Here is a 14,866-nt window from a genome sequence, read left to right as displayed (position 1 = left end):
GACCTTGCTCTGGGGGAATGATGGGGCTTTTTGATAACCTGCGTTCTCAGCTCGATAATGCCAAACAAGAGTTTGTTGAAATGTCGGGCATAGATGAAGAGACGGCAAAGAAGAGCTTTGACAACCTTAAGCAGGGCTTCTTGGGTCTCGGTTCACAGGTGACGACAGCAGGGAAAAACGTCGCCAAGCACGTTAAGGAATCGCATGTTGCTGATGAGGCGAGGAAGAAAGAGCAGGACGATAGAATACGTTTTGCTAAGCAGGAACTCGCTGAGGTTAATTCGGAAATCGCTTCATTGGAAAGAAGACTCGCAGAAATAAAAGGCGCAGGGGATGCTGAATCTGAAGACCTCGATCTTGCGATTGAGTTTGAGGAATCGTCCAATGAAGATATGAGCGAGCAGTGCGATTCCTCTTTCGTATGCGGCGATGAGGATCAAGGTGATTCTGGGATTAAAACCAGTAAACGCCTTGAGCACACTGGAAATACTTCTCGTGTTGCGGGGATGACAGTTCTTTTTGGCGCGGTTTTAATCGTCTTGGTCGGCGCCATTGTCCTGTTCCCCCGTGAGGAGGCGTCGGATTCGTCGGGCGCCCATAGCATGTCTTCGATTCCTGCGAGGCAGGATATCAATTCGGTCAACGACGATAGCAATGCCGCAGAACGAAAGAGCGAGGATGGCGGTCAAGAAGATGAGAAAAAAGCCGAGAAGGGCGAACCGATTACCATATCAATCGAGTGCGATGAGAACTGGCTATTTAATACTTACGATTTAGATGTCTATATCGACGGGGAGTATGTAGCCGCTCTTGAGCATGGCGAAACAGGGGAATACGAAGTGAATCTCGAGCGAGGCGACCATCGTCTTAAACTCGAAAACGAAGAGGATTCGTCGGTAGACGGAATGGTTTCATTCAGCAGCAAAGGCGAATCCAAGTACCGCTTCACTGCGCATTGCTCCTCTGAACAAGTAGATGTTCAAGAAATTGAACATGTGAGGGCGCCTTTTGCATCATCCGACATGGATGGCAAAACTTACAAGGAAATCGAAGCGGCATTTCGTAGGGCTGGATTTGACCGAATCGAGTTGACGGCAAACGAAGATCTTGATGTTGCCGACAAGGATCGGGAAGGGACAGTCAAATCGGTTTCCGTTAACGGATTAAAGGCATTTTCTCAGGACGAGGATTTCTATACGGACGACAAGGTTGTAATCGTGTATCACCGACTTGGAAAGCTGTATCCACCCGATGATGCTAAAAAACTAATCGGGAAAAGTCGGAAAGAGGTTAAAGAAGCTTTCGAAAAGGCTGGCTTTACGAATATATCCATTGTGGAAGTTGCAGCGGATTCATCTGATGAGGCGCTTGGCGTAAGCCGTGTTTCAATCGGATGGGGATGGTTTGCGAACTCCAGTTTTTCAGCGGACGACTCGTTCGATTCGGATGACGAAGTAACGATAGAGGTAACGGTAGAGTCTGGTGCGGAAGATGCAGCCTCTTCAACGGATTCCGTTCAAAATGAGTCGAGTCAGAAGCAAGATACCGAAATCATCACGACTAAAAACTCGAAAGATTTTAGAAAGCTGATGTCAAAATCAACCGATGATGCGTCGGAGTTCGTTTCCAAATACGCAGGCAGGACAATCCGGTTCAATGCCTACATCGGAAATATCATGAATCATGATACCTATAAGACACGCTACGATGTGCTCATTTTGGCGGGGAATGTGGAGAAACAAACGACGGTCGGTCCGATGTTTCACTTTACCGATGTCAATAGGTTCGACATGGGCTATACGGGCGAAGGGCTCCGTAACGGATCGGAAGTGACAGTCACTGCGGTTATTGATCAATGGGATTACAAAAACCAGTGGGTTGAGCTCGACCCGGTATCTCTGTCGGATCGGTGAGGTGGAGGACGATATGCCGTTTTGCACTGAATGCGGAGCGAAAGTAAAAGACGGGGCACACTTTTGTTGGAACTGCGGGAACCCGGTCGAAATGGAAGGTGCCGGCGTATCTGCGGACGCGTTGGGAGTTTCCGATGGGGAAGCAACGCTCGGCGAGGGCAGCGATCCTAACGGCATGCAAACATGCTCTTCGGAGGGCTATGATTTCCAGTCAAGCTGTCAGGAGTGTTCACATGAGACTGCTTCTGAGTTCTTTTCGGTAGATGACTTGGATAATCGGCTTAAGGATGTTGAGTCGACAGATATGAAGGTCGAGCTCATTCATCGTCTTGCCGTTCCCGATGATGCCGATGAGGCTTTAGAGAATGCTTTGGCAATCCTGCCTCGCGTCGAGGTCGAGGCATTCAAAAAGGGTTCCGATGATGAAAGGCGCGCCGAATTATCTACGGCATGGCTTGAGAAGGTCCATCAGCTGATCGAGCATGCTTGCCAGGCGATGGATGACGAAGAGCTGATTATTCGAGCGAAGCTGCTGTATCTAAGAAAAAAACGGGACGTTCTTCTCGTTATGACGCGGGAATGAGCCTCGTTGCCAGTATCTACGAATGTAGCGCTTTCAAAAGGTGGCGAATGACCGTACGTCGATTTCCCCTTCCGGTGTTGTAAGCAGTTCGGTGGTAAAGGATAGAAAGCAGGAGTATAGTATGAAAGATATTATTCACTGGATATTAAGGTATATCTTAAAATACTCCTACTATTCAATCCTGGTTGTATTCATAGCGGTGGTTCTTCTAATCGTGGGCCCTATATCGTGCAGGAAGCATGCTGAAAATGGAATGGTCATTTACAGCATGGTGCCTACCGGCGGCATGATTGCGCGGCAGATTGAAAACGGCTGAGGCGATTTATGAGAGACGATATGCATATTTGTTCGGCCTGCGGAAGCGAGATAGATTGCCAGGCAAAGTTCTGCGTGAAGTGCGGGTCTCCTGTTGAGATCACCGGCGCCGGCAGTGATAGTCCTAGGGAAACGTATCAAGGCTCGGTTGTGAAATGTCCTGCATGCGGCGAAATGCTCGGTTCTTTCACAGCATATTGTCCGGCGTGCGGCTATGAATTGAGGGATTCTGAGCGATCGGCATCATTGAGTGACTTTACCAAGGCTCTTGTCGAAGTTGCGCATTCGGATTCCTCCTCTGCCGCCATTGCGATTAGCCAGCAGGTATTGATCAAGAACTTTGTTATTCCAAATAGCAAGGGCGATATATTCGACTTTATGATGCTTGCCCAATCGAATATCAATAGCGCGCTTGAGAACGCGAAAAGCATCGATGATATTCGAACAAATAGGCTCATTGACGCCTGGCTTGCCAAGGGTGAGCAGGCTTATCAAAAAGGACGGTTGCTTCTATCCGATAGTGATAATCAGAAGCTCGAGAGCCTTTATCATTCAATACGGGATGCGATTGACGATCGCGAGAAAAGGTTTCAGTCTGTAGCTGCCAGAAAAGCATTTCTCCGAACAATCGGTCTCTATGTCGCAATTGTTCTCCTTACAATTGCAGCGTATTCTGCTATCGAAGGCAAAAACTCGAGTATCTTGCAGATCATTGCCATTGTGATCTTGTTGGCTGCAATACCCGCATCCGTTAACCGGGGGCGAAGCATATATGGAATCGTATGCTCCGTGGCCCTCGTGCTTACGGCGTTTGCCTTGGGGAAAATGGTGGATTATGCACACGCAAATGCATCGTTTATCTACTTGGGTGCGGTTGTTGCGGCAATAGAGCTGCCCTGGTTTGCGTCTCAGGCAAAACGAGACGAAAAAGAGGCAGAGGAGCTGAGAGAAGAGAGGGACAAAATCGCCAAAGCGATGGCGGAGGGAAAAATCATCATGCCGATTTCCAGTGGTTGGCCAGATGAAAAGGACAGAATAACGGTGAAACATCGCTTCGAGGAAGCAGGGTTTACCAATGTGGAGCTCATCCCCCTCAATGACATCAACATCATAACGGCGCTATACGTTAGGGAAGGAATCGTGGAAGATGTTACGGTCGGAGGTAAAAGAGGGTTTGTCGAAGGAACTTTTTATTACCCGACTGTTCCCATTGCGGTTTACTACCATTCTCGATTCCAAAAGTAGCGCGCTTCGCTTTTCAATAGGGCTTCGCGTCGATATCGATGCGCCGTGAATGGGCAGACACCCATAACAAGGAGCAATAACATGAGCATCTTCAACAAGTCTACAGGCGGATTTATGGACCAAATCCGCTGCGATGAACCGGATTACCTGATCTGGAAATGGCGTCCTGCGGGCTCGCAGGCCAATGCGCTGGGTCGCGAGAATGCGATTCGCTGGGGCTCCTCCCTGCGCGTGCGCGATGGGTCGGTTGCGGTGTTCGTGTACCACCAAAAGGACGGTACGTGCGAGGACTTCATCGAGGGTCCGTACGACGAGATCCTGAAAACCGCGAACCTGCCCGTGCTCGCCAGCGTCGTCGGGCTTGCGTATGAGGGCGGCACGCCGTTCCAGGCGGAGGTTTACTTCATCAACCTCGCCCATGTCATCCAGGCGCGGTTCGGCGTGCCGTTCTTCGATGTTTACGACCCACGCTTCCTCGATTTCGGTGTGCCGGTAGCGGTTCGTGGCACGCTCACGTTCCGCATCAAGGATTACCGCCAGTTCATCAAGCTGCACCGTCTGGATGAATTCGACCTTGATCGGTTCAAGCTTCAGGTTCGCGATGCGATCTGCCGTTACATTAAGGCAGCGGTCGCGAATGCTCCTTCCGACCTCGGTATCCCTGTTGTGCAAATCGAGCGCGGCATCTCGCAGATCCATGACGCGGTGGCGCCGCAAGTCGTCGAGCGCATGAGTGATAACTTCGGTATCGAGGTATCGGGCATCGATATCTCGGCGCTCGAAATCGATAAGACGAGTGAGGGATACCGTCAGCTTATGTCCGTCACGCGTGATGTCGAGCAGCGGACCGTCCAGGCGCAAACCAATGTGAACATCAAGAACCTGCATGATCAGCAGCGAATCAATGCCGAGAACCTCGAGGAAACCCTGCGCATTCAGCGCGAAGAGGCGCAGCGCATGCAGCGCTTGGCCACGGAGAGCACGAACTTCTCCGCGTTCCAGGTGGAGAAGCAGGCTGAAGTTGGCATTGCAGGTGCTCAAGCGCTCGGCCAGATGGGCGCGAACGGTGCAACCGAGATGGGTGGTGCCGGTGGCGCTGGTGGATTCGATCCTGCCGCGATGATGGCCGGCATGGCCGTCGGAGGCGCTGTGGGTCAAAACGTCGCGGGCATGATGAACGGCATGATGGGAGGGCTTGGGCAGGCTGGTACTACATCTGCGCCGGGTGTCGTGCCTCCTCCGGTTCCGCAGGTTGGCTATCACGTTGCGGTGAACGGCGCCGCTACCGGTCCGTTTGCCATTCCGGTGCTGTCTCAGATGCTGTCGGCAGGCACGTTTGGTGCCGATAGTCTTGTATGGAAACCCGGCATGGCCGAATGGCGCCGCGCGGGAGACGTGGATGAGCTCGCTTCCGTTTTCGGTGGCAGCACGCCCGCCGACATGCCGCCTATCCCGCCGACTGCGTAAGGAGAGAGGTATGGACGAGAACAGCTTCTACTCTATCGACCGTCTGGTGGAGTTCGGTTTGAGCATGGCCGTGGCAACCCAGATGGCGAACTCGATGAATATCGGACTCCAGAGCACGGTGACGCCGGGCGCCGATAATGCCATGCTGCCCGGCGAGCAGCCGGTTTGGTATGCGGTTCTTGACGGTTCGGCGACCAGGCCGCTTTCCCTCGCCGGGCTCTCGCGCCTGATTGCTGCAAAGCGCGTGACCAAGGAGACCTACGTCTGGAAACCCGGTATGTCCGACTGGAAGCTCGCCGAGGATGTGCCGGAAGTGCTACGGCTCGTGGCGCTAACTCCGCCGCCCGTGCCGGAGGGGTAGCTCAAAGGAAGAAAAGCTCCGCCCGCGTCGATCGGATGATGCGGGCGGGGTTGCGCGTGGCCGAACGACCTTGATATGCGTTCTCCGCACGGTACTCCTATCTGCACCTGCGGTAGACTTAAGCGGATCGGAAGAATCATCCTTCTACGAGTTTGGAGCGTCGAATGAGCCGTCCCGATACTTCAACGCAAGCGATATCGGTCATCAAGGACGAATCGGGTCTGCTCTTTCTGGGCGAGCCGGGCGAGATCAAACAATGGCTCGATGAACGGGGCATCACATCTCGCGAGTTCACCACGAAGGCTCTGAAAGTCGGTGCCAATGCAGCGCAGGCGGCGGGAGAGCTTGCTCAGGGATCTGGGCGATGGGTCAAGCTGACGAAGGAATCAAGTCAGCTTCTCAAGCAATATGGGAAGGCAGGTGCTCTTCAGAAGGGTGTCGCACAAGGTGCGAACGGTCGAATCGTCAAGTGGCTGGAGTTCACGACTCCAAGCCAGCTCTTTTCTCCTGCCATGGCAACGGGGGTTGCGGGCGTTATGGCGCAGGCTGCGCTCGAGCAGGCGATTCAGGAAATCACCGACTATCTCGCCTCTATCGACAAGAAGGTCGACGAGCTGCTCCAGGACCAAAAGGATCGTTCCGTATCGGATCTTATCGGAGTCGCGCTGGAAATCGACGAGGCCGAAGCGATTTGGAAGAAAACGGGGGTACTCAACGAGACGGCATGGTCGAAGCTGTCCCCTTGCGCGAAGACGACGACACAGGCTTTGGGATATGCATTGCTGAAGCTCAAGGGTTTGTCGGATAAGCTTGTCGCTGCAAAGAGTGCCGAGGAGATCGACGATCTGCTCAAGCCGGCTGGCTCAGAGGTAGACGCCTGGCTGACGGTCATCGCGCGCGCCGTTCAGACGCGCGATAGATTCTCGGTACTCGAACTCGAGCGTGCATATGCTGAGCTTCCGGAGGTGTTGGAGCAGCATCGATTGGGCATCACGGAGGCTCGCAAGCTCAGGTTGCACAAGATCAAGGACGGGATCGTCGTTTTCCGGGAGAGCATCGACGATGCCGCCGCTCGGCTTCGTGAGCAGAAGCTGCTGCATCCGTTCGCGGTTGACAGTGCGCTTAGTTCGGCAACGACTGTCGCCAGCAGGCTCTCTCGGTTCGCGGAGTATCTCGATATCGAAATCGATGAGCATGAAATCGAGCGTGCCCGTAATTGGGGAGCTCTCGCCGGCGAAGCAGCGGCCGATGTAGCGAAGGATATCGCAAAAGGCGCGGGCGATTTGGGCGGAGCTGCCATGGACGGGGCGAACCAGTTGGGCGGTGTCGTTATGGACGGCGCCGGCAAGCTGGGGGATGCGATGGGCGAGGGCTTTGCGGCCGCTGCATCGGGTGCCGTTGCCGGTGGGCAGCAGATTGCCGAAGCCTTGGGAAGCGTCGACCTTGGCAAGATCGCCGAGGCGCTGCCTTGGAAAAGGAAGAAGTAGGCCTTCGGCGAGAGTGAGTTAATCGGCCTGTCGACAGATTCGGAGGGGTCACGGTGGGACGGAAGCCGAGCGATTTTACCGCTGCACAATCGAACTACTCGACCGCGCGGGAGGCAAATGACTACCGCGATGCAGCGCAAGCGGTGATCGACATCGTCGAAGCCGTTGCGAACATGGCGAACAAGGGGAAATTCGCCGCCGTGTTTGAGAAGGCAACAAAGTTCACGCCGCTCGCTCGTCAGATGGTCAACATGATTCCCAATGTCGCTCCGGTTGCCAATCGTGTCGCAGCGGTCGTTCGCGATAAGGCGCCCGATGCCGTCAACGAAGCCGGTGATAGCGTGGTGCGCGCTGCGAAAGGCGCGGGCGACATGGTTGTCCAACGAGGAAAAGCGGTTGGGGACGCCGTGCGCGGTGCCATCGATGAACGCGCTCAGCAAAAAGCCCGAACCGAGGCTCGGCGAGCGTTGCTCGATGGAGCGGGAAACAAGCTCTCTGTCGAGGACTTCATGAAAACATGGAGGATGCAAAGCGGGCTTTCCGTTCAGGACGGCGAGGGGATCTTCGCCTATTATGGCTGCTATGCCATAGTGACCTATCCTTCCGCTGTGAAGAAGGGGAACTACCACAAATTCAAAGGTATCTATGTCGGCAAGTCGGATGATATGTTCAAGAGCATCCATGACGATATCATCGGCAAGGGCAATGTCGATGTGTACGCCGATGTGAAGTACGGACAGCACGTGTATGTGTTCCTGTATCCATGTGCTGCCGGCAAGCTCGAGTCGCTCGAAGCTTCCCTCATCACGGCGCTCGATGCCGACAGTTCGTATAATGCGGAGAAGACGGGCTGGCTTGAAGGCAATGATTGATTTGACATATTGCTGTATCTGGAGGCGTTTTCGTGAAACTGAAAAAGCAATAAAGAAGAATCCGATCAGCGTCTTTACTATCTTGATTTTATGCCTGCTTCTGTCAGTATCAGCGTTTTTATTCTTAAGAACTTGCTGACAGAAGACCATACGGCGATTACTGACGACTCTATTCGCGAAGAAATAGTTCCGGTTGCCCGGCTTGCTGTATATGACTACAACTTTACTCAAGTGCTAGCGTTGACCGAGTCTGGGAATATCCTGAACTGGGAAAACCCTATTACCACTAAGCGCTATGTCGCGACGATAGATGGTTCTGTTCCCATTGAGGTTGATGCGGAGCTTATTTCAGTTGCTACAGATTATCTACCTACCGGTGCAGTTGCTGCCGTTGAGGTGCGCTTGCCTCACTGCAATATAGGGAAAGTGGCGTTGGCCCATGATACGCTATCGGGGCCGCGGCGAAATCAGCCGACGATCTAGCCGCCAGCAGGCACATTTCCTTCAGGACTCCTCAGCGCGATCGTAGCATGGAATGAAGGGCGAATAGCGTGCCGAAATGAAAGAGGAGCTGGAGTATCGTAGCGCTTCCTCGAGCTGTTTCGAGCTCGTTAGCCGAGCATGGCGCCGTTGCGTTCGCGATATACTGCGGCTCGTATGTCACAACGTCCAGCAGGAGGCCGCCATGCACACCCTGATTGTCTACTGCCATCCGTACGAGCAGAGTTTCTGCCACGCCATGCTCGAGGCGCTGTGCGACCGGTATGAGCACGAGGGCGTGCCGTACGAGGTCATCGACCTGCACGCCGACGGTTTTGATCCCGTGCTCTCGCGCGACGAGCTCGCGGTCTACAACGCCGGCACCGCGCTCGACCCACTCGTGACACGCTATCAGCAGATCGTTGCCGGCGCGAACCGTCTGGTGTTCATCTTCCCCATCTGGTGGAACGACATGCCCGCCATGCTCAAAGGCTGGCTCGATAAGGTCATGCTCGCCGGTTTCTCATGGGAGGCCACGGGCGCAGGTCTCAAGGGCACGCTCACCTACATCGAATCTGCCGAGATCTACACGGCGTCCTCGAACCCCACCGCGTTCATCCGCGAGCAGACCGGCGACGCCATCCAGCGCATGTTCATCGACGGCACGCTGTGGCAGCTCGGCATTGGCCATGGCACGTGGGAGAACTTCGGCGGCATGGACCTGTCCACGCCCGAGGAACGGGCAGCGTTTTTGGATAAGCTCGCCGGAAAGTAGCGCGGGGTGCGCGTCGAGCGACGCCGCTTGCGTCGGGTGCGCCGCATGACGCGTCCACTCGCCTTTTACAGCAGCTCAAAGTGGTTCTTGCGAAACGCGATCAGGCCGTCGCGCCGCATGCGCGAGAGCTCCGCCGACAGGGCGCTGCGGTCGACGCCCAGGTAGTTGGCGAGTTCCTGGCGCGAAAAAGGGATCGCAAAGCTGCTGGATCGGTGCTCGATCGCCTGCTCAGACAGGTAGGACATGACGCGCCCGCGGATCGTCTTTGCAGCCGTGTGCATGATGCGGCGCGAGAGGGCGAGGTTCTTGAGCGCCGAGATCCGCACGAGGTTCTGGATGAGGCGATGGTGCTGTGCGCACGAGCGCCCGCAGACGGTGAGGAGCTTTTCCGCGTTGAGGAACAGCACGGTGGTGGGCTGCGCCGCCACGGCATCGACCAGCATTTTCTGCTGCGGGCTGACGGCGTATGCCTCGCCGAAGATCTGCCCCGGAGCCACGTGGACGAAGATGTCGCTGGCGCCCCAGTAGTACGTGGCGACGATATTGACGCTTCCCTCAAGGACAAGCCCCAGATAGCGCACCTCGTCTCCGGCGCGCAGGATGGCCTCCCCCTTGTCGTACGTCCGCGTGTGTGCTTCAAGGCAAGGGAGCATCGCCTCGATTTCGTCGGCGGTGATGCCGTCGAAGATCGCGTGATGTGTAAGGGATGCGCAATTCATCGGTTTCTCCAATCCGTTGTCACAACAACATACCCACGGACCCCTCGGCGATATACCTAGGCGACGTGCGGTCGCAAAAGCTACGCGACCGCCTGCCAAGAGCAAGGAGGGCTCAATGAAGACAAGGGAAACCCCGATGTTCTGCTTTCAGTGCGAGCAGACCGCCGGTTGTAGCGCCTGTGTCGGTCGCGCGGGCGTGTGCGGTAAGACGGCGGACGTCGCTCGCCTGCAAGACGAGCTGACCGGCGCGCTTATCGGCTTGGCGCGCGCTGCGGACGGTGCGCGGGAGCGTCCGGGCAGGGCTCGGCTCGTGCTGGAGAGCCTGTTCGCGACGGTGACGAACGTCAACTTTGACGCGGAGGTGCTGCGCGAGCTGATCGACTGCGTCCACGCCGAGCGCGACGCGGCGGCTGCGGGCGACGTAGGGGCTGCGGGCGCCGACTACGACATGGCCGGGATCTGGACGGCCGACGAGGATATCCGTTCACTGAAGTCGCTCGTCCTGTTCGGCATCCGCGGCATGGCAGCCTATGCCTATCATGCCTGGGTGCTTGGCTACGAGAAGGACGAGCTTGACCGTTTCTTTCTGCGTGCCCTTCGCGCGCTTGGCGAGGATCTGAACGCCGACGAGCTGCTGTCGCTCGCACTCGAGGTGGGCGAGAAGAACCTCGTGTGCATGGAGATGCTCGACCTTGCCAATACGGGCGCCTATGGCACGCCGGTGCCCACCACGGTGCCGCTGCTAGTCGAAAAGGGTCCGTTCATCGTCGTGTCGGGACACGACCTGTTCGTCCTCCACGAGCTGCTCGAGCAGACGGCGGGTACGGGTGTGAACGTGTACACGCACGGCGAGATGCTGCCGGCGCACGGGTATCCCGAGCTCAAGAAGTACCCGCATCTCAAGGGCAACTTTGGCACCGCTTGGCAAAACCAGCAGAAGGAGTTCGTCGATATCCCGGCGCCTGTGCTCTTCACCACCAACTGCCTGATGCCGCCGCGCGCGAGCTATGCCGACCGCGTGTTCACCACCGAGGTCGTTGCCTATCCCGGCTTGGTGCATATCGGCGAGGAGCGCGACTATGCTCCCGTCATCCGCCGCGCGCTCGAGCTGGGAGGATATGCGGAAGATCGGCAGTTCACCGGTATCAACGGCGGAACCACGGTGACGACCGGCTTTGCCCACGGCACCGTGCTGGCGGTGGCCGATCACGTGGTGGATGCCGTCAAGTCGGGCAAGATCGGGCACTTCTACCTGATCGGCGGGTGCGACGGCGCGCGCCCGGGGCGTAACTACTACACGGAGCTGGTGGAGCGGACGCCGGCCGACAGCGTGGTGCTCACGCTGGCGTGTGGAAAGTACCGCTTCAACGATCTGGACCTGGGGACCGTTGCCGGCTTGCCCCGCCTGATGGATATGGGGCAGTGCAACGATGCGTACAGTGCGATCCGCGTCGCCATAGTGCTTGCAGAGGCGCTCGAATGCGAGGTGAACGAGCTTCCGCTCTCCATCATCCTGTCCTGGTACGAGCAGAAGGCCGTCTGCATCCTGCTGACGCTGCTGTACCTGGGGATTCGCGACATCAAGCTCGGTCCCACGCTGCCCGCATTCGTGTCGCCCGGCGTTCTTGACTACCTGGTCAAGCAATTCGGCATTGCGCCGATCTCCACGCCTGAAGAAGATTTGCGGCGGTAGCGGCGCGTCTCGGCTGTGCATTGCGCATCCGGCTCGCTGCGGGGTGAGGCGGTCCATCCGCTTCACCCTACAGCGCGAAGAGACGGGCGGTCTGAGTCCGCGCCCGTTTCGCTCCGTGGTTCGCTCTTGGCATAAGATATACAAGGCAACCTATGAGAGGGGATGCATATGCAGCGCAAGGAGATTCAAACCGCCGACGTGCCCGAAGAGGCGCAGGTGATATACGAAGCCGACGACACCCCCGGTCCGATGGACACGATCATGCGTTTCCGCTTCTTTATCATCGGCCTGCTGGTCGTGCTCGGCCTTGTGTCGGCGTTTCCCCTGCGCGCGATGTTCTCCTCTCCGGATACCTACGCCACATCCATCGCAACGCTTGATGACAAGAAGAACAACGTGCTCGGCATGGTCGCTGCGTCGACCGGCGCCTCGGCAGCCATCACCGCTATCCCTGACGATGTCGGAACGCCTATCGCCGACAAGCTCATGGACCTGAGCACGAACCTCATGCTCGTCCTCGCCGTCATCTATCTCGAGAAATACTTGCTGACCGTCTTCGGCTTCGCAGCCTTTGGCATTTTGATCCCCGCTGCTCTGGCGTGCTTCGTCATCTCGCTCGTGCTGTATTGCCGCTCGACCTTGAGCGGGTCATTTGCCCTGGTGGCGCGCAAGCTTCTGGTGCTGTCGCTCGTGCTGTGGGTGACGGTTCCGGCGGGCGTTGCGGTGACCAACATGATCGATCAGACCTACGAGATCTCCTATGCGACAGAGAGCGTGGAGGGGGTCGAGGCCGAGGCGGAAGCTGAGGAAGGCACCGAAGAGGGCGGCAGCCCGATCGACTTCATCATCAGCATTCCCGAGAAAATCGCCGACGCTGCGACGGGTGTTGCCGACGAGATGCTCTCACAGGTGAATCGCCTGATCGAAGGCGTTGCCGTGATGATCGTCACGTCGTGCATCATCCCGATACTGGTGCTTCTGTTCTTCCTCTGGATGGCGAATCTGCTGCTGGGCATCAACGTCGATGCGCCGCGTCGCATGATCTCGTCGCGTGCCCAGCGTCTGAAGGTGAGCCGCGCCGATATCCAGGCGATGCGCCAGAGTTTGCCCAAGCGTGCGCCGCGCGACGAATAACCGGGGTGATTAACCCCGGCAAGGAGCGATCGCGCCGCCATGTGCCTTCCGTCGGGCGCATGGCGGCGAATCCCCGCTGGCATGGCATGAACTATCCGTTGAGACATGCGGTGCGCATGGCGCCCTAAGCACTCCTATTGTTATCGTTATCAGCGGTTATGTTTCGGGTCGGAGGCTTTGCCCGCAGGGCCCCATGCGATAAGGAGCAACCATGCTGCAAGATAACGCCATCTGGATGGGCGTGGGTGCCGAGCCCGATTGCAACCACGTGAACCTGCTGCTCAACCAGGCCAACCGCCACGGTCTGATCGCCGGCGCGTCCGGTACGGGCAAGACCGTCACGCTCAAGGTCATGGCCGAGGGCTTTTCCAAGGCGGGCGTCCCGGTCTTCATGGCTGACGTCAAGGGCGACATCACCGGTATGTGCGCACCGGGCGAGGACGCCGAGGACATGCAGAAGCGCATCAAGAAGTTCGGCCTCGAGGGCTTCACCTATGAGGGCTGCCCCACGCGCGTGTGAGACATGACGGGCGGCTAGGGCATTCCGGTGCGCATCACCGTCTCGGACATGGGCCCCACGATGCTCGCGCGCCTGCTCGGGCTCAGTGAGGTACAGGAGGGTGTGCTCGATATCGTCTTCCGCATCGCCGATGACAAGCAGCTGCTGCTGATCGACCTCATGGATCTGCGCTCGATGCTCAATTACGTGGCCGAGCACGCGAAGGAGTACGAGACCACCTACGGCAAGGTCTCGAGCCAGTCCGTGGGGGCCATCCTGCGCAAGCTCATCTCGATCGAGGACGAGGGGGCGAGATCTTCTTCGGTGAGCCCGACATCGACCTCGACGACTGGTTCGCGTGCGCGCCGAACGGCCAGGGCTACGTGAACATCCTGAACGCCGCCAAGCTCATCCAGAGCCCGCAGATCTACGCGATGTTCCTGCTGTGGATGCTCTCCGAGCTGTTCGACACCCTGCCGGAGGAGGGCGACCTCGACAAGCCCAAGTTCGTGTTCTTCTTCGACGAGGCGCACCTGCTGTTCAACGACATGCCGAGTGAGCTGCTCGATAAGATCGTGCAGGTGCTCAAGCTCATCCGTTCCAAGGGCGTGGGCGTGTACTTCATCACGCAGTCGCCGAGCGACATCCCTGATGAAGTGTTGGCGCAGCTCTCCAACCGCATCCAGCACGGCCTGCGCGCCTACACGCCGGCCGAGCAGAAGGCCGTGCGCGCCGCCGCTGAGTCCTTCCGCGAGAACCCTGCGTTCAAGAGCGAAGATGTGATCCTGGAGCTCGGCACCGGCGAGGCGCTCGTTTCGTTCTTGAACGAGGACGGCCAGCCCGAGATCGTCGAGCGCGCCAAGATTCTGCCGCCGCAGTGCCTGATGGCCGCAGCGCCCGAGACCGATCTTAAGGCTGCGTTCGACGGTCAGGCCGACCTCATGAAGAAGTACGGCGAGGCCGTGGATCGCGAGAGCGCCTTCGAGCAGCTCGAGGAGGTCGCCGAGGAGGAGGCCGAAGCCGACAAGCTCGCTGCCGAACGCGAGGCGCTCGAAAAGGAAAAGGCCGAGTTCGAGGCCAAGAAGGCCAAAGAGGCCGAGAGGGCTGCCGCCAAGGCGGAGCGAGAGGCCCAGAAGGCAGCCGAGCGTGCGGCTCGCGCTCGCGAGAAGCGGCAGGAGCAGATGATGAAGGGAATCGGCAAGCTGGCCAATTCCATCCTGGGCACCTTCGGCCGCGAGGCGACTCGCCAGATCACCCGCAATCTGTTTGGCGGTCGCCGCCACTAGGCATGTCGAAAAACCCCTGGGGTTATTTTACATGTGT

The 14,866-nt window shown here is 57.4% G+C and carries 13 protein-coding genes and 1 pseudogene; 13 read left to right on the top strand and 1 reads right to left on the bottom strand.

Translation table 11 applies throughout. From position 1 onward, the window contains the following. Window positions 1-20: 20 nt before the first annotated feature. The 10 genes from I6E04_RS03895 (at window position 21) to I6E04_RS03850 (ending at window position 9,498) form a co-directional block, all read left to right on the top strand. Complete coding sequence (locus tag I6E04_RS03895) at window positions 21-1,913, top strand: DUF4839 domain-containing protein (protein WP_235421859.1); 1,893 nt, start codon at window positions 21-23, stop codon at window positions 1,911-1,913. 13 nt (window positions 1,914-1,926) lie between these two features. Further along, window positions 1,927-2,496, top strand: coding sequence for a zinc-ribbon domain-containing protein (locus I6E04_RS03890; protein ID WP_235421858.1), 570 nt, complete (start codon window positions 1,927-1,929; stop codon window positions 2,494-2,496). A 121-nt stretch (window positions 2,497-2,617) separates the two neighbouring features. Beyond that, entirely contained in the window at window positions 2,618-2,812 is a 195-nt protein-coding gene (locus I6E04_RS03885) for a hypothetical protein (RefSeq protein WP_235421857.1), read from the top strand. 8 nt (window positions 2,813-2,820) lie between these two features. After that, window positions 2,821-4,056: a zinc ribbon domain-containing protein gene (locus I6E04_RS03880; RefSeq protein WP_235421856.1), complete on the top strand. Its 1,236-nt coding sequence runs from the start codon at window positions 2,821-2,823 to the stop codon at window positions 4,054-4,056. A gap of 81 nt (window positions 4,057-4,137) precedes the next feature. Beyond that, complete coding sequence (locus I6E04_RS03875) at window positions 4,138-5,523, top strand: SPFH domain-containing protein (RefSeq protein WP_235421855.1); 1,386 nt, start codon at window positions 4,138-4,140, stop codon at window positions 5,521-5,523. Window positions 5,524-5,533: 10 nt separating this feature from the next. Beyond that, on the top strand, window positions 5,534-5,884 hold the full coding sequence (locus I6E04_RS03870) for a DUF4339 domain-containing protein (protein ID WP_235421854.1): 351 nt from the start codon (window positions 5,534-5,536) through the stop codon (window positions 5,882-5,884). A 164-nt stretch (window positions 5,885-6,048) separates the two neighbouring features. Then, on the top strand, window positions 6,049-7,371 hold the full coding sequence (locus I6E04_RS03865; protein WP_235421853.1) for a hypothetical protein: 1,323 nt from the start codon (window positions 6,049-6,051) through the stop codon (window positions 7,369-7,371). A gap of 53 nt (window positions 7,372-7,424) precedes the next feature. Then, the gene (locus I6E04_RS03860) at window positions 7,425-8,243 is read left to right on the top strand and encodes a hypothetical protein (protein ID WP_235421852.1); all 819 of its coding nucleotides are present in this window, start codon (window positions 7,425-7,427) and stop codon (window positions 8,241-8,243) included. Window positions 8,244-8,333: 90 nt separating this feature from the next. After that, a complete protein-coding gene (locus I6E04_RS03855; RefSeq protein WP_235421851.1) occupies window positions 8,334-8,726 on the top strand; it encodes a hypothetical protein in 393 nt (130 codons plus the stop codon). 202 nt (window positions 8,727-8,928) lie between these two features. Next, window positions 8,929-9,498, top strand: a complete 570-nt coding sequence (locus I6E04_RS03850; protein WP_235421850.1) for an NAD(P)H-dependent oxidoreductase — start codon at window positions 8,929-8,931, stop codon at window positions 9,496-9,498. Between the two features lie 65 nt (window positions 9,499-9,563). Here the strand turns inward: I6E04_RS03850 and I6E04_RS03845 are convergent, their stop codons facing one another. Then, window positions 9,564-10,217: a Crp/Fnr family transcriptional regulator gene (locus I6E04_RS03845; RefSeq protein ID WP_235421849.1), complete on the bottom strand. Its 654-nt coding sequence runs from the start codon at window positions 10,215-10,217 to the stop codon at window positions 9,564-9,566. 115 nt (window positions 10,218-10,332) lie between these two features. On the opposite strand from I6E04_RS03845, the gene hcp reads away from it, so the two are divergent. The 3 genes and pseudogenes from hcp (at window position 10,333) to I6E04_RS09935 (ending at window position 14,829) form a co-directional block, all read left to right on the top strand. After that, window positions 10,333-11,910 carry a hydroxylamine reductase gene (gene hcp, locus I6E04_RS03840; protein WP_235421848.1) on the top strand — a complete coding sequence of 526 codons (1,578 nt, stop codon included), beginning with the start codon at window positions 10,333-10,335 and terminating at the stop codon, window positions 11,908-11,910. Between the two features lie 168 nt (window positions 11,911-12,078). Beyond that, on the top strand, window positions 12,079-13,044 hold the full coding sequence (locus I6E04_RS03835; protein WP_235421847.1) for a hypothetical protein: 966 nt from the start codon (window positions 12,079-12,081) through the stop codon (window positions 13,042-13,044). A gap of 211 nt (window positions 13,045-13,255) precedes the next feature. Next, window positions 13,256-14,829 (top strand): annotated as a pseudogene (locus I6E04_RS09935) (helicase HerA-like domain-containing protein). Window positions 14,830-14,866 lie beyond the last annotated feature (37 nt).

Source organism: Collinsella tanakaei (assembly GCF_021531055.1).
Lineage (GTDB): Bacteria > Actinomycetota > Coriobacteriia > Coriobacteriales > Coriobacteriaceae > Collinsella > Collinsella tanakaei_B.
The sequence above is the reverse complement of the archived record's forward strand: the minus strand, read 5'-3'. Positions and strand labels throughout refer to the sequence as shown.